13 protein-coding genes are annotated in these 14145 nt (G+C 71.7%); 9 read left to right on the top strand and 4 right to left on the bottom strand.

From position 1 onward, the window contains the following. The first annotated feature begins 127 nt into the window (after positions 1-127). Positions 128-1567: an MFS transporter gene (locus tag ACFQ87_RS01040; protein WP_380608402.1), complete on the top strand. Its 1440-nt coding sequence runs from the start codon at positions 128-130 to the stop codon at positions 1565-1567. Positions 1568-1651: 84 nt separating this feature from the next. Here ACFQ87_RS01040 and ACFQ87_RS01035 read toward each other — a convergent pair whose 3' ends face one another. Next, positions 1652-2134: a hypothetical protein gene (locus ACFQ87_RS01035; protein WP_380608401.1), complete on the bottom strand. Its 483-nt coding sequence runs from the start codon at positions 2132-2134 to the stop codon at positions 1652-1654. A 483-nt stretch (positions 2135-2617) separates the two neighbouring features. Here ACFQ87_RS01035 and hemL point away from each other — a divergent pair, with 483 nt between their 5' ends. The 7 genes from hemL (at position 2618) to ACFQ87_RS01000 (ending at position 9703) form a co-directional block, all read left to right on the top strand. Then, positions 2618-3946 carry a glutamate-1-semialdehyde 2,1-aminomutase gene (hemL, locus tag ACFQ87_RS01030; RefSeq protein WP_380608400.1) on the top strand — a complete coding sequence of 443 codons (1329 nt, stop codon included), beginning with the start codon at positions 2618-2620 and terminating at the stop codon, positions 3944-3946. A 77-nt stretch (positions 3947-4023) separates the two neighbouring features. Beyond that, positions 4024-4671, top strand: a complete 648-nt coding sequence (locus ACFQ87_RS01025; protein ID WP_380608723.1) for a histidine phosphatase family protein — start codon at positions 4024-4026, stop codon at positions 4669-4671. 199 nt (positions 4672-4870) lie between these two features. Further along, positions 4871-5485 carry a TlpA family protein disulfide reductase gene (locus ACFQ87_RS01020; protein ID WP_380608399.1) on the top strand — a complete coding sequence of 205 codons (615 nt, stop codon included), beginning with the start codon at positions 4871-4873 and terminating at the stop codon, positions 5483-5485. Next, a complete protein-coding gene (locus tag ACFQ87_RS01015; RefSeq protein WP_380608398.1) occupies positions 5482-6255 on the top strand; it encodes a cytochrome c biogenesis CcdA family protein in 774 nt (257 codons plus the stop codon). Before ACFQ87_RS01020 ends, ACFQ87_RS01015 begins: the two co-directional genes overlap by 4 nt. Continuing rightward, a complete protein-coding gene (locus ACFQ87_RS01010) occupies positions 6252-8039 on the top strand; it encodes a cytochrome c biogenesis protein ResB (protein WP_380608722.1) in 1788 nt (595 codons plus the stop codon). The genes ACFQ87_RS01015 and ACFQ87_RS01010 overlap by 4 nt, the downstream gene beginning before the upstream one ends. Before the next feature lie 3 nt (positions 8040-8042). Further along, the gene (gene ccsB / locus ACFQ87_RS01005) at positions 8043-9173 is read left to right on the top strand and encodes a c-type cytochrome biogenesis protein CcsB (RefSeq protein WP_380608397.1); all 1131 of its coding nucleotides are present in this window, start codon (positions 8043-8045) and stop codon (positions 9171-9173) included. Positions 9174-9295: 122 nt separating this feature from the next. Next, positions 9296-9703: a hypothetical protein gene (locus ACFQ87_RS01000; protein WP_380608396.1), complete on the top strand. Its 408-nt coding sequence runs from the start codon at positions 9296-9298 to the stop codon at positions 9701-9703. A gap of 63 nt (positions 9704-9766) precedes the next feature. Here the strand turns inward: ACFQ87_RS01000 and ACFQ87_RS00995 are convergent, their stop codons facing one another. Next, positions 9767-10831 carry a ScbA/BarX family gamma-butyrolactone biosynthesis protein gene (locus ACFQ87_RS00995; RefSeq protein ID WP_380608395.1) on the bottom strand — a complete coding sequence of 355 codons (1065 nt, stop codon included), beginning with the start codon at positions 10829-10831 and terminating at the stop codon, positions 9767-9769. A gap of 350 nt (positions 10832-11181) precedes the next feature. Between ACFQ87_RS00995 and ACFQ87_RS00990 the strand changes: the two genes are divergently transcribed. Next, complete coding sequence (locus tag ACFQ87_RS00990) at positions 11182-11805, top strand: ScbR family autoregulator-binding transcription factor (RefSeq protein ID WP_380608394.1); 624 nt, start codon at positions 11182-11184, stop codon at positions 11803-11805. Between the two features lie 178 nt (positions 11806-11983). Here ACFQ87_RS00990 and ACFQ87_RS00985 read toward each other — a convergent pair whose 3' ends face one another. Then, positions 11984-12193, bottom strand: coding sequence for an acyl-CoA carboxylase subunit epsilon (locus ACFQ87_RS00985; RefSeq protein ID WP_380608393.1), 210 nt, complete (start codon positions 12191-12193; stop codon positions 11984-11986). A gap of 93 nt (positions 12194-12286) precedes the next feature. After that, on the bottom strand, positions 12287-13888 hold the full coding sequence (locus ACFQ87_RS00980) for an acyl-CoA carboxylase subunit beta (RefSeq protein ID WP_380608392.1): 1602 nt from the start codon (positions 13886-13888) through the stop codon (positions 12287-12289). Positions 13889-14145: the final 257 nt, after the last annotated feature.

The raw sequence follows: 14145 nt of genomic DNA, 5'->3' as shown, positions 1-14145 counted from the left end.
GTATGGGAGAGAGGGATTTTGCTCGTTCGCGGAGACGTGCACGAGGATTTGCTCCCTAGATAGATAGTCCCGAACAAAACAATCTGATAGCGTCCTTCCCGGTACTCGACGAACCGGGAGACCTGCCATGACCACGCACGCCCCGGCCGCGCCCGACGCGGCGGCCGCGATCCCCGTCCGCTCCCGCGCACTGGCCCTCGCGGTGCTCTGCGCGGGGATGCTGATGATCATCCTGGACGGCTCGATCGTCACCGTCGCGCTGCCCGCCATCCAGGACGACCTGCACTTCTCGCCCGCCGACCTCACCTGGACGGTCAACGCCTACCTGATCGCCTTCGGCGGGCTGCTCCTGCTGGCCGGCCGGCTCGGCGACCTGATCGGCCGCAAGCGGGTCTTCGTCGCCGGACTCGCCCTCTTCACCGCGGCCTCGCTGCTCTGCGCCCTCGCCACCGGGCAGGGGATGCTGATCGCCGCCCGCTTCCTGCAGGGCATCGGTGGCGCGATGGCCTCCTCGGTCAGCCTCGGAATGATCGTCACGCTCTTCCCCGAGCCGGGCGAACGGGGCCGCGCGATCGGCGCGTTCAGCTTCGTCGGCGCGGCCGGCGCCTCGATCGGCCAGGTCCTCGGCGGCGTGCTCACCCAGGCCCTCAGCTGGCACTGGATCTTCCTGATCAACCTGCCGCTCGGCCTCGCGGCCGCCCTGCTCGCCGTCCGGGTGCTGGAATCCGAGCGCGGCCCGGGTCTGCGAGCCGGCGCCGACGCGCTGGGCGCCGCGCTGATCACCGCCGCCCTGATGCTCGGCATCTACACCATCGTCGGCACCGGTGCCCACGGCTGGGCCTCCGCCCGCACCCTGGGGCTCGGCGCGCTCTCGCTGGTCCTGCTGGCCGCCTTCCTGCTCCGCCAGGCCCGGGCCGCCCAGCCCCTGCTCCCGCTGCGGATGTTCCGCTCCCGCAGCGTCTCCGGGGCCAACGCCGTGCAGATCCTGACCATCTCCGGGATGTTCGCCTTCCAGATCCTGGTCGCCCTCTACATGCAGCAGGTCCTCGGCTACGGCGCGGCCGCCACCGGTCTCGCCATGCTGCCGGCCGCGGTCGCCATCGGCGCGGTGTCGCTGCTGCTCTCGGCCCGGCTGAGCGCCCGGTTCGGTGAGCGCGCGGTGCTGCTGGCGGGCCTGGCCGTGCTGGTGGTCGCGCTCGGCCTGCTGGCCCGGCTGCCGTCCGACGCCGACTACGTCGCCCACCTGCTGCCGACCATGCTGCTGATCGGCGGCGGCGGGCTGGTGCTCTCGGCGCTCGCCGTGCTCGGCATGTCGGGCGCGGGCCCGGAGGACGCGGGGACCGCCTCCGGCCTGTTCAACACGAGCCAGCAGGTCGGCGGCGCGCTCGGGGTCGCGGTGCTGACCACCCTTGCCGACGGCCGTACCGGCGCCCTGCTCGCCGCCGGGCACTGCGCGCCGGACGCGCTCACCGGCGGCTTCCGGCTCGCCTTCGCGGTGGCCGCCGGGCTGCTCGCGGTGGCGCTGGTGCTGGCGGCGGTGGTGCTCCGACCGGCCGCCAGGAACTGACGATCGGGTAAGTGAGTGAGTGATTCCTGGCTCGTCGTCGGCCGATCGGGCCCCGGTCCGCGTTCAGCGGGTCGGGGCCCGGCGCTACGGCCAGACCAGGCAGTAGAGCTGGTGCCCGGCGTCGTGCAGCCGGTTGGCGAAGTCCTGCCACTCGTGCAGCATGCTGTAGATCACGAAGGCGTCGCGCGGCCCGCGCCGGTCCGGGACGGTGGACCAGATGAAGGCGGCCGCGCCGAGCTCGGTGACGTCGGCCTTGCGGAGCGGTTCGACCACGTTGTGCGGGAGCTGGACGACGGCGTAGTCGGGGTGCAGCACGACGAGTTCCAGCGGCGGGACCTGGTGCAGCGGGACGCCCTGGATGCCGGTGAGGACCATGGCGCTCATGGTCTCCGGCTTGATCTTGGTGGAGAGGTGGCCGGTGGGGGAGCCGCTGGTCTCCATCAGGTCGCCGAGCCGCCCCAGCGCGCCGAGTTCGCCGGCGTCCAGGCCGAGGCCGCCCGGGCCGAGGGCGGTGGGGACTCTGGCGGCGGTGGCGCGGTCCGGTGCGCCGAAGTACTTGTACGTCACCCCCACGCGTCCCTCACCCCGCCTCTCGCCGCCGCGGCGACCACGACCCGTACCCGCTCCCGTACCCCCGCGTGCGGCTTCGGCGGGCCTGCGGGAGCCCCCCGCGGCCTCGTCGTAGCCGTCCTGCGCCTCGGACACTCGGACCATCCTCACCGGAATTCGCCGGAATCGACAGACCCCCGCACGCCCGGCGTCCCTCCGGACGTGCTCCTTACCCGTCATGCGCCGTCGTACCCACTCGCGGGCCCTACCCACTCGCGGCCGACAGCAGTCCTCTCCACACCCCTGCACACAACCGGAGCGCTCGCGCACTCTGTGTACACAGTCTGACTGGTCCGTGCTCCGGGGCAGCCAGCGGCCCCGTCCGTACGGACAACCCGTCACGGACAACCGTCACGGACAACCGTACAGACAACAGTGCCCGGATCATCGTTCCAGATGATCGGGTCGGGCATGCAGAGCTCAAGGACACGATTTGAGACCATGTCTCCCGTGAGCTACCCCTACGAAGCCCCCCAGTCCCAGTCGCTCTTCGATCGCGCCTCCGTGGTCACGCCCGGCGGCGTCAACTCCCCGGTGCGCGCCTTCCGCGCGGTCGGCGGCACGCCGCGCTTCATGGTGTCCGGCACCGGCCCCTACCTCACCGACGCCGACGGCCGTGAGTACGTCGACCTGGTGTGCTCGTGGGGTCCGATGATCCTCGGCCACGCGAACCCCGCCGTGATCGACGCCGTCCAGCGGGCCGTCGCCAACGGCACCTCCTTCGGCACGCCCGGCCAGGGCGAGGTGGAGCTGGCCGAGGAGATCGTCTCCCGGGTCGCCCCGGTCGAGCAGGTCCGGTTGGTCTCCTCCGGCACCGAGGCCACCATGTCCGCGATCCGGCTCGCCCGCGGCTTCACCGGCCGCGCGAAGGTGGTCAAGTTCGCCGGCTGCTACCACGGTCACGTGGACGCGCTGCTGGCCGCCGCCGGTTCCGGTGTGGCCACCTTCGGCCTGCCGGACACCCCGGGTGTCACCGGTGCCCAGGCCGGCGACACCATCGTGCTGCCGTACAACGACCTGGCCGCCGTCGAGCAGGCCTTCACCGCCCACCCGGGCGAGATCGCCTGTGTGATCACCGAGGCCTCGCCCGGCAACATGGGCGTCGTCCCGCCGCTGCCCGGCTTCAACGCGGGCCTGGCCCGGCTCTGCCGGGACAACGGCGCGCTGTTCATCTCCGACGAGGTGATGACCGGCTTCCGCGTCTCCAAGGCCGGCTGGTACGGCCTGGAGGCGGCGAACGAGGGCTGGGCGCCGGACCTGCTGACCTTCGGCAAGGTCATGGGCGGCGGCTTCCCGGCCGCGGCCTTCGGCGGTCGCGCCGACGTGATGGCGCACCTGGCCCCGGCCGGCCCGGTCTACCAGGCGGGCACCCTGTCCGGGAACCCGGTCGCCACCGCGGCGGGCCTGGCCCAGCTGCGCGGCTGCACCGACGAGGTGTACGCGACGGTGGACGAGGTCGCCGCCGAGGTCTCCGGCCTGGTCTCCGAGGCGCTCACCAAGGAGGGCGTGGCGCACCGCCTGCAGACCGCCGGGAACATGTTCTCGGTGTTCTTCACCGAGGCCCCGGTCACCAACTACGACGAGGCCCGGACCCAGGAGGCGTACCGTTTCACCGCCTTCTTCCACGCGATGCTGGCCGAGGGCGTCTACCTGCCGCCGTCCGCCTTCGAGTCCTGGTTCGTCTCGGCGACCCACGACGCGCGGGCGATCGAGCGGATCGCCGCCGCCCTGCCGGCCGCCGCGCGCGCCGCTGCCGCCGCCACGGTCTAGCCGCCACGGCCCAGTCCACCCCGAGCCCCAGGAGCAGTTGAGAAGTGAGCGCCAAAGAGATCACCGTCGTCCACCTGATGCGCCACGGCGAGGTGCACAACCCGGAGGGCGTCCTGTACGGGCGGCTGCCCGGCTACCACCTGTCCGAGCTGGGCCGGGAGATGGCCGAGCGGGTCGCCGAGGACCTGGCCGGCCGGGACATCACCCACGTGGTGGCCTCCCCGCTGGAGCGCGCCCAGGAGACCGCCGCGCCGATCGCCAAGTCGCACGGCCTGGACATCGCGGTGGACGAGCGGCTGATCGAGGCGGAGAACGTCTTCGAGGGCAAGACCTTCGGTGTCGGCGACGGCTCGCTGCGCAACCCCGGCTACTGGAAGTACCTCACCAACCCGTTCAAGCCCTCCTGGGGCGAGCCGTACCTCGACCAGGTGGTGCGGATGATGGGCGCGCTCGGCGCGGCCCGGGACGCCGCCCGCGGGCACGAGGCGGTCTGCGTCAGCCACCAGCTGCCGGTCTGGATCGTCCGCTCCTTCGTGGAGCGCCGCCGGCTCTGGCACGACCCGCGCCGTCGGCAGTGCTCGCTGGCCTCGCTGACCAGCTTCACGTTCGAGGGCGACCGGATCGTCTCGGTCGGCTATCGCGAGCCGGCCCGCGACCTGCTGCCGGCACACCTGGTCGGCAAGGGCGGCAAGGGCAAGCCGGTGGGCAAGAGCTTCGGAGCCTGAGCCTGCGCCGGCTCCGGAGCCGGCGCCCGCGGCACCGCGCGTACGAGCATCCGCGACCGCGCGTAAGCCCTGGGTAAGTATGACTTCGGGCCACCCGGCAACCGCCGGGTGGCCCGGTTCCGTTGCAGGTCAGAGGGGGTGTGGCGCGCAAGGCAGGACCCCGGCGAACCTGCCCGGAACTCCATGCGAAACTTTTCACATGTCTGCCATGACGCGCCCCCGTCCCCGTGTCGCCGCAGCCGCTGCCACCGTCGCCGCCGCTGCGCTCGTCCTCACCGGCTGTTCCTCCTCGGGCTCGTCGAGCAGCGGCGAAGGCCAGGTGGGCTTCGTCACCGTCAAGGGCACCAACCTGTCGAAGGCGGACGTCGGCAAGCGCGGGGACGCGCCGGACATCACCGGGGAGACCCTGGAGGGCAACCAGGCCAAGCTCTCCGACTACCGCGGCAAGGTCGTGGTGCTGAACGTCTGGGGTTCCTGGTGCGGGCCGTGCCGGGCCGAGGCGAAGAGCCTGCAGACCGTCTCGGAGAAGTACAAGGACCAGGGCGTCCAGTTCCTCGGCATCAACACCCGGGACACCGACACGCGCAACGCCGTCCGCTTCGAGCAGGAGCAGGGCGTCACCTTCCCGAGCATCTTCGACCCGGCCGGGACCCAGCTGCTCAAGTTCCCCAAGGGCAGCCTCAACCCGCAGTCCATCCCGACCACCCTGATCGTCGACCGCGACGGCAAGCTGGCCGCCCGCGCCGTCGGCGGTACGACCGAGGACGCGCTGGAGTCGATCCTCCAGCCGGTGGTCGCGGAGCAGAAGCAGTGAGTGCGCCACTCCAGCTCGCCGACAACACCGCGACCCTGCAGAGCGGGGCGCTGCTGGTGGCCGCCCCGATCGCGGTGGCGGCGGGCCTGGTCTCGTTCTTCTCGCCCTGTGTGCTGCCGCTCGTCCCCGGCTATCTCTCGTACGTCACGGGCTTCTCCGCCGCCGACCTCGCCGACGCGCGCGGGGCCCGGCGGGGGCGGATGCTGCTCGGGGCCGTGCTGTTCATCCTCGGCTTCACCGCGGTCTTCGTCTCCAGCGGGGCGCTGTTCGGCCAGTTCGGCGGCACGCTCAAGGAGCACCAGCGGGTCATCTCGATGGTGCTCGGCGCGGTGACGATCGTCATGGGGCTGGCCTTCATGGGCCTGGTGCCCGGGCTGAGCATGCGCGAGGTGCGCACCCACCGCCGTCCGGTGATAGGCCTGCTCGGCGCGCCGCTGCTCGGCGTGGTGTTCGGGGTCGGCTGGACGCCGTGCATGGGTCCGACCCTGGCAACCGTTTCGAACCTGGCGCTCAACCAGGCCGACGCCCAGCGCGGCGCCCTGCTGATGACCTTCTACTGCCTGGGCCTCGGCGTACCGTTCATCCTGGCCGCCGTCGCCTTCCGCCGGGCGCTGGGTGCGTTCGGGTGGGTCAAGCGGCACTACCCGCTCGTCATGCGGATCGGTGGCGGCATGCTCGTCGCGGTCGGTCTGCTGCTCGTCACCGGGATCTGGGATTCCTGGATGAGCGAACTGCAGTCCTGGACCGCCGACTCCTCGATCGGAATCTGACCGTGAGCAAGACCACGACCGAGACCGAGCTGCCCCCGGCGCCGGACGACGCCGCCGCCGAGCGGCTCAGCACCGCGCCGGTCGAGTCCGAGGGCCCGACCGGCATAGGGCCGTTCGGCTGGGCGCGCTGGATGTGGCGCCAGCTGACCTCGATGCGGGTCGCCCTGATCCTGCTGTTCCTGCTGTCGCTGGCCGCCATCCCGGGCTCGCTGATCCCGCAGAACGGCCAGAACCAGTTCAAGGTGCAGACCTGGAAGGCGCAGCACACCACGGTCGCGCCGATCTACGAGAAGCTCCAGCTGTTCGACGTCTACAGCTCGGTCTGGTTCTCCGCGATCTACATCCTGCTGTTCATCTCGCTGGCCGGCTGCATCATCCCGCGCACCTGGCAGTTCGTCGGCGTGCTGGGGTCCCAGCCGCCGGCCGCGCCGCGCAACCTGACCCGGATGCCGGTCCACGCGGCCTGGCGCACCGAGGCGGACGCCGAGAAGGTGAACGCCGCCGCCCACCGGCTGCTGCGCAAGCGCGGTTTCCGGGCCAACCTGTCCGGCGGCGCGGTGGCGGCCGAGAAGGGCTACCTGCGCGAGGTCGGCAACCTGCTGTTCCACCTGTCGCTGTTCGCGCTGCTCGGCGGCTTCGCGTGGGCGAGCCTGGCCTCCGGCACCGGCGGCAAGCTGATGGTCGAGGGCCAGGGCTACTCCAACACCATCACCCAGCTCGACGACTTCACCGGCACGCGGTTCTACAACAACCAGGACCTCGACCCCTTCTACCTGAAGCTCGACGACTTCACCTCGAAGTTCCAGAACCAGGGCGACCAGATCGGCGCCGCCCGGCAGTTCACCGCGAACGTGGAGTACTACCAGGGCGGCGACGAGTCGAAGCTCAAGAAGGGCACGATCGAGGTCAACCACCCGCTGGAGATCGGCGGCAGCAAGGTCTACCTGATCGGCCACGGCTACGCCCCGGTCATCACCGTCCGCAACGGCAAGGGCGACGTGGTCTACCACGACGTCGTGCCGTTCCTGCCGCAGGACGCGAACCTGACCTCGACCGGCGTCGTGAAGGTCTCCGACTACGGCATCGGCCCGGACGGCAACAAGACCCAGCTGGGCTTCTCCGGCTTCTTCCTTCCGACGGCGCCGGTGAGCTTCGCGGGGACCGGCCCGGTCTCGCTGTTCCCCGGCGACGCCGAGCCCGAGCTGGTGCTGAACGCCTTCTCCGGCGACCTCGGCACCGACTCCGGCCTGCCGCAGAACATCTACCAGCTGAACACCCGCAAGCTCACCCAGATGAAGGTGGACGACCAGCCCGCCAAGGCCCGGCTCAAGCCCGGCCAGGGCTGGACCCTGCCGGACGGCTACGGCAGCGTCACCTTCGAGGGCTACAAGCAGTGGGCGAGTTTCAACGTCTCGCACCGCCCGGGCAACGCGATCGCGCTGACCGGCGCCGTCCTGGCGATCCTCGGCCTGATCGGCTCGCTGTTCATCCAGCGCCGCCGGATCTGGGTGCGGGCGGTGGCCCTGCCGGGCGGCGGCACCCAGGTGGAGCTCGCCGGTCTGGGCCGCAGCGAGTCGGCGAAGATCGCCGAGGAGCTGGCCGAACTGGCGGTTGACCTCCAGGACGACGCCCCGGCATCCGAGGACGACGCCCCGGCGGCCGAGGAGGAGACCCCGGCGGCCGAGGACGGGAACGGATCCGCACCCGGGGAAGACGACCGGGCACCAGAAGATCACGCAGCAGAAGACCCCACAGCCCCTGCCGACCAGAACTCCAAGGAGTAGACGGTGCATCTCGCCTCGGGGGTCGACCCACAGCTGGCCGACCTCTCCAACAAGCTGATCTATTCGGCGATGGCGGTCTACACGATCGCCATGTTCGCCCACATGTTCGAGTGGACGTTCGGTAGCAAGGGCGCGGTCGCCGTCCGCTCCAAGGAACAGTCGGGCAACCTGGCCGAGACCGTCGCCGCCGCGGAGCCCAAGGCCGCCAAGCAGGTCACCGTCACCGTGGCCGGGGCGAAGGGCGGCACCACCACGCTCACCCGCACCGTCCTGGCGGGCGAGGGCGCGACCGTCGTCACCGGCGGTCGCGGCGAGGACGACGTGGACGGTCCGGGCGCGGCGGGCACCAGCGAGAAGGCCGACCTGGCCGGCCGCATCGCGGTCTCGCTGACCGTCCTGGCGCTGCTGCTGCACGGCGGCGGCATCGTCGCCCGCGGCCTGTCGGTGTCCCGCTGGCCGTGGGGCAACATGTACGAGTTCTCCTGCGCCTTCGCCTTCGCGATGACGGCCGCGTACCTGGTGCTGCTGGCCGCGAAGAAGAACGTCCGCTGGCTCGGCCTGCCGGTCACCGTCGCGGTGCTGCTGACGCTCGGCATCGCGACGCAGGTGCTGTACACCGACTCCGAGCAGCTCGTCCCGGCGCTGCACTCGTACTGGCTGGCGATCCACGTCTCCACCGCGATCATCTGCGGCGGCGCCTTCTACGCGGCGTTCATCGCCACGCTGCTGTACCTCGGCAAGGACTCCTTCGACAGGCGCATGGCGGCCGGCCTGACCACCGGCCCGCTGGGCACCTCGGCCTCGATCTGGCGCCGGCTGCCCGCCGCCTCGACCTTCGACAAGCTGTCCTACCGGATCAACGCCCTGGTCTTCCCGCTCTGGACGTTCACCATCATCGCGGGCGCGATCTGGGCCGAGGCGGCCTGGGGCAAGTACTGGGAGTGGGACCCGAAGGAGACCTGGTCGTTCATCACGTGGGTCGCCTACGCCTGCTACCTGCACGCCCGTGCGACGGCCGGCTGGAAGGGCCGCAAGGCCGCGTACCTGGCCCTGGCGGCCTTCGCCTGCTGGCTCTTCAACTACTACGGCGTGAACATCTTCGTCACCGGCAAGCACTCCTACGCGGGGATCTGACCGGGGGGCACCCACCCACCGGCCCGGCTTTCCGCAGGAGGTGGCCGGGCCGAGGTGCAACAGGGGTAGTTCGTGCCGGCCGTCCGTGCCGGTGCGGGGAGGAACGAGGAGGAAATCGCGCAATGGAGTGCGACGAGGTCATGCTGACCGTCCGAATCACCGCCGCCGAGCAACTGCTGCTCCGCCGGCTCGCCCAGGGACACCGAAGCGACGTTTCCGAAGTGGTGGCCGACGCTCTGCTGGACATCATCCCCACGCTCAGCGCGCCGGGGGACGCCTACCGGCTGCTGAGCGCCCTCGCCACGCCCGCGCCGTGCGCCCTGACGGTCTGGCTGCCGACCGCCCTGGCCGACCTGCTGGTGCCCGGCGCGGCCCGGATCGCCCAGATCACCGACGTCCGGATCGAGTCGGCCAGCGCGGCACTGGGCGCGGCGCTGCGGCTCTGGCTGGCCCAGGATCCGGTCCGGCTGGCAGCCAACCTCAGCGTGATGCACGCCGGGCGGCGGCCGGCCGCGCTGGTGGCGGCGTAACGGGGGAGGGTCCGCCCCTCGGGTCTCGGCGGACCCGGCAAGGACCCGAGGGGCGAGCCCTGATCAACTCGCCAGCGGCAGCCGGGTGCTGCCGAGGCCCGGGGTGGCGGGGCGGCCGTCGAAGGCGTCCCGCCGGACCGGCACCCGCGGGCCGTCGACCGGTTCGGTGAGCAGCCGGCACTCGGCCGCCGTCCGCCCGTCCTGGACCAGCCGGACCAGTACGGGCGTGCGCCGGCCGTCCGGCGACTGCTCGCGCACCGCCCGGACGAAGCAGGGCCGGTCCAGCTCGATGTAGTGGTCGAAGGAGGTCACCAGCTCGACCGGTACCACCGGCTCGGGGTGGTGCAGCCGTTGGGCGGCCTGCCGGGCGGCCTCCAGCACCAGCATTCCGGGGACGTGGTCCAGCTCGTGGTCGAACAGCACCGGGTGCCCGGCGTCGGCCCGCAGCAGCCAGGTGTCCGGCCGTAGGGTCGGACTGAGCACCACGTCCGCGGGCTGTGCCCGGCCGACGAGTTCGGGCGCGGCGGGCTCCGGCGGCCGCGGCGGGACGACGGCCTGCCGCCCGGGCCCGCGCAGCCGCTCGTACGAGGCGGGGGTGATCACCCGCAGCTGTCCGGAGCCGTGGCCGATCCGCCGGCCGTCCCGGGTGATCTCGGCGTGCACCCGCATCGAGGCCAGCCGGCCGTGCCGCATCCGGACGTCCTCGCAGCCGACGGTCAGCATCAGCGAGGCCGGCCCGGCGGTGACGGCGAGGCCCGCCAGGCCCGCCTCGCCGAGCGAGTAGCCCAGGTCCTCCAGGACGAAGTGGTGTCCGCGAGGCACCCCGAAGCCGGCGTGGCCGATCAGCAGTCCGGCCTGCCGGACGGTCTCGGCCACCAGCACCGGGTCGTGGTAGCGGTCCCCGGGCAGCCGGTAGAAGCCGTGCAGTCGGGGCCACTGGGCGCCGAGCAGGAAGTCGTACGGGCCGGTGGCCTGCCAGCCGGTGAGGAAGACCTCGGACACCGAGGCGCGGTGCACCAGGTGCCGGGAGACGGTCCGGTCGTGGAAGTCGTAGCCCTGGTTGGGGAGGGTGGCGGAGCCGGGGTGGGCGTACGGGCCGTCGGCGTCCGGCTCTACGATCAATGGCATGACTGGCCCCGCTCCAGGGTGTCGGTCGAGCGGCCGCTACGGACGCCCCACAGCAAAAGATATATACCCCCCGGTTTGTGTTCTGCGGTCGGGGTCGCCCCGGCCGCAACGCCCGGCCCGACCACGCTACCCGGCCGCTGGGCTGCGGGAATGCCCGAAACGGGGAGGGCAGACCTTGGGCGGGGTGCGGTCCCCGCTGGACGGCGGGGTCGACAAGGGCGCTAGAATACATACCAACTATGCGGTTTTGGCTGAGGTCGTCCGCATGTGAGGCGACGCCCCCCACCGAGGGCGCGCCGACAGCAGCCGGACGGGGCGGGGAACGCGTCCGGCCGAGTCCGGAGGGGCCAGTGGTCAAGCAGGAACGCGCGGGGCGAACCAGGCAGGCCGTCCTGCTCGCCGCGGCGGACGCCTTCGCCCGAGTCGGCTACGAGGCCGCCAGCCTCGTCGACATCAGCCGCCGGGCCGGGGTGAGCAAGGGCGCCCTCTACTTCCACTTCGTCTCCAAACAGGCCCTGGCCGACGGCGTACGGGCCGCCGCCGGGCGGGAGATCGGCTCGGCCGCGCTGCGCGCCCTGCGCGCGGACGGCCCGGCCGTCCAGGGGCTGATCGACCTCTCGCAGGAGCTGGCCCGACTGCTGCGCGAGGACGTCGTGGTCCGGGCGGGCGTCCGGCTCGGCCGCCCGGGCCCGCGCCCGGCCGGCGCCCCGGACGCCCAGCCCGCTGACGCCACCTGGCGCAGCCTCACCGCCGTCGTCCACCGGCTGTTGGACCGCGCCGCCGAGGCCGGCGAACTGCGCCCGGGGGTGGACCGGTGGGCCTGCGCCGAACTGCTCAGCTCGGTGGTGGCGGGCCAGGTGCTGCTGGCCGCCGAGGGGCTCGGCCGGCCCGCCCCGGAGGCCGTCCGCCGGCTCTGGACGGCCGCGTTGCCCGCCCTGGTGGCGGCGGAGCGCTGCCCGGCTTACCGGGTCTGATCCGCCGCACTCAGGCGCGCTCGGCCATGCTCGGCCGGGCTCGGCGACGCTCAGGCGCGCTCGGCCACTCAGCCGCTCCCGGCCACGCTCAGGCGCGCACGGCTCGCGCACGGCCCGGGTACGCCCGACGGCCGGCCACCCGGGTGGGGTGACCGGCCGTCGGAAGGACTCCGGACCGTCAGGCGGCCTGCTGCCAGCTGACCGGCGAGTAGTAGGCCGGGCGGCGCTCCAGCCGCTGCCAGCTGGCGATCGGCTCGATCGGCACGATGGCGGCGCCCTGCTGCGCGGTGGCCGCGCGGGCCATCAGCACTGCGGTGAGGGCGGCGAGTTCCTCGTCGGAGAGGCTGCCGCGGACGATGTGGACGAGGGGTTCGGCGGAAGCGGTCATGTCCTGGTTTCTCCCCCGGTGAAAAGTGGTTTGTGGTGTCGCTCGGAAGGCCTGCTGCGTGCTGCGTCGTACGGGTGGTACGTCGTGCGGGTGCTACATCGGCGGGTTGCCGTGCTTGCGGCTCGGCAGGTCGGCGTGCTTGGTGCGGAGCATCGCGAGGGCGGCGGCGATCACCTGGCGGGTCTCGGCCGGGTCGATGACGTCGTCCACGAGGCCGCGCTCGGCCGCGTAGTACGGGTGCATCAGCTCGTTCTTGTATTCCTTGATCTTCTGGGCGCGCATGGCGTCCGGGTCCTCGGCGCCGTTGATCTCGCGGCGGAAGATGACGTTGGCGGCGCCCTCGGCACCCATCACCGCGATCTCGTTGGTCGGCCAGGCGTAGGACAGGTCCGCACCGATGGAGCGGGAGTCCATGACGATGTAGGCGCCGCCGTAGGCCTTGCGCAGGATCAGCGAGATGCGCGGCACGGTGGCGTTGCAGTACGCGTACAGCAGCTTGGCGCCGTGCCGGATGATGCCACCGTGCTCCTGGTCGACACCGGGCAGGAAGCCCGGCACGTCCAGCAGGGTGAGCAGCGGGATGTTGAAGGCGTCGCACATCTGGACGAAGCGCGCGGCCTTCTCACTGGCGTTGATGTCCAGCACACCGGCCAGCGACTGCGGCTGGTTGGCGATGATGCCGGTCACGTGGCCGTCGACCCGGGCCAGCACGCACAGCACGTTGGTCGCCCAGCGCTCGTGGATCTCCAGGTACTCGCCGTGGTCGACGATCTCCTCGATCACCTTGCGCATGTCGTACGGGCGGTTGCCGTCGGCGGGCACCAGGTCCAGCAGGCTGTCGTTGCGCCGCTCGACCGGGTCCTCGGTCGCGACGGACGGCGGCATCTCGCGGTTGTTCTGCGGCAGCAGCGACAGGAGGTAGCGGACCTCCTCGATGCAGGACTGCTCGTCGTCGTAGACGAAGTGCGAGACGCCCGAGACCCCGGCGTGCACGTCCGCGCCGCCCAGGCCGTTCTGGCTGATCTTCTCGCCGGTCACCGCCTGGACCACGTCCGGGCCGGTGATGAACATCTGCGAGGTCTCGCGGACCATGAAGACGAAGTCGGTCAGCGCCGGCGAGTACGCGGCGCCACCGGCGCAAGGGCCGAGCATCACCGAGATCTGCGGGATGACGCCCGACGCCTTGGTGTTGCGCTGGAAGATGCCGCCGTACCCGGCCAGGGCGGTGACGCCCTCCTGGATGCGGGCGCCGGCGCCGTCGTTCAGCGACACCAGCGGCGCACCGGCCGCGATGGCCATGTCCATGATCTTGTGGATCTTCTGCGCGTGGGCCTCGCCCAGCGCGCCGCCGAAGATCCGGAAGTCGTGCGCGTAGGTGAACACGGTGCGCCCGTGCACGGTGCCCCAGCCGACGATCACACCGTCGGTGTGCGGCTTCTTGGCCTCCAGGCCGAAGCCCTGGGCACGGTGCCGGCGCAGCGGCTCGACCTCGCGGAAGGAGCCCTCGTCCAGCAGCAGCTCGATGCGCTCGCGGGCGGTCAGCTTGCCCTTCGCGTGCTGGGCCTCGGTGGCCTTCTCGCTGGGGCCGCGCCGTACCTTCTCGCGGAGCTCGTGCAGCTCGGCGACTCGCCCGCGGGCGTCGGCCGGGACCGCGGGGACCTCGCCGCCGACCGGCGCCTCATGCACAACCGTCATCTCGAACCACTCCAAGGGTGAGGGAACTGTCCGACAGCCAACGTCTGCTGTGCCCCCAGCTGCGAATCACTTTCTTCACTTATGACTGTACGAGGGGCCGTGCGCTGGTTTCGGCGTCGATTCCGTACAAGGTCGAGTTCGTTTAGCTGTCAGGGCTGTACAGAAGCGGTCGGGCCAAGGTCTCAGCGCTCGGTATCTGTTCGAATACTGGGAGTTGCCGGGCAGATGATGGTCCGATGATCTGAGCATGAAGAAAA

Source organism: Kitasatospora sp. NPDC056531, assembly GCF_042794375.1.
Lineage (GTDB): Bacteria > Actinomycetota > Actinomycetes > Streptomycetales > Streptomycetaceae > Kitasatospora.
Note: the sequence above shows the minus strand (reverse complement) of the source record. Positions and strands in the feature narration are given on the sequence as shown.

What these genes read in the sequence shown, in the direction of transcription:
- ACFQ87_RS00980 (WP_380608392.1), bottom strand. Translation starts at nt 13,888, where the DNA reads ATGACGGTTGTGCATGAGGCGCCGGTCGGCGGCGAGGTCCCCGCGGTC.
- ACFQ87_RS01020 (WP_380608399.1), top strand. Translation starts at nt 4,871, where the DNA reads ATGTCTGCCATGACGCGCCCCCGTCCCCGTGTCGCCGCAGCCGCTGCC.
- hemL (WP_380608400.1), top strand. Translation starts at nt 2,618, where the DNA reads ATGTCTCCCGTGAGCTACCCCTACGAAGCCCCCCAGTCCCAGTCGCTC.
- ACFQ87_RS01000 (WP_380608396.1), top strand. Translation starts at nt 9,296, where the DNA reads ATGGAGTGCGACGAGGTCATGCTGACCGTCCGAATCACCGCCGCCGAG.
- ACFQ87_RS00985 (WP_380608393.1), bottom strand. Translation starts at nt 12,193, where the DNA reads ATGACCGCTTCCGCCGAACCCCTCGTCCACATCGTCCGCGGCAGCCTC.
- ACFQ87_RS00995 (WP_380608395.1), bottom strand. Translation starts at nt 10,831, where the DNA reads ATGCCATTGATCGTAGAGCCGGACGCCGACGGCCCGTACGCCCACCCC.
- ACFQ87_RS01040 (WP_380608402.1), top strand. Translation starts at nt 128, where the DNA reads ATGACCACGCACGCCCCGGCCGCGCCCGACGCGGCGGCCGCGATCCCC.
- ACFQ87_RS01025 (WP_380608723.1), top strand. Translation starts at nt 4,024, where the DNA reads ATGCGCCACGGCGAGGTGCACAACCCGGAGGGCGTCCTGTACGGGCGG.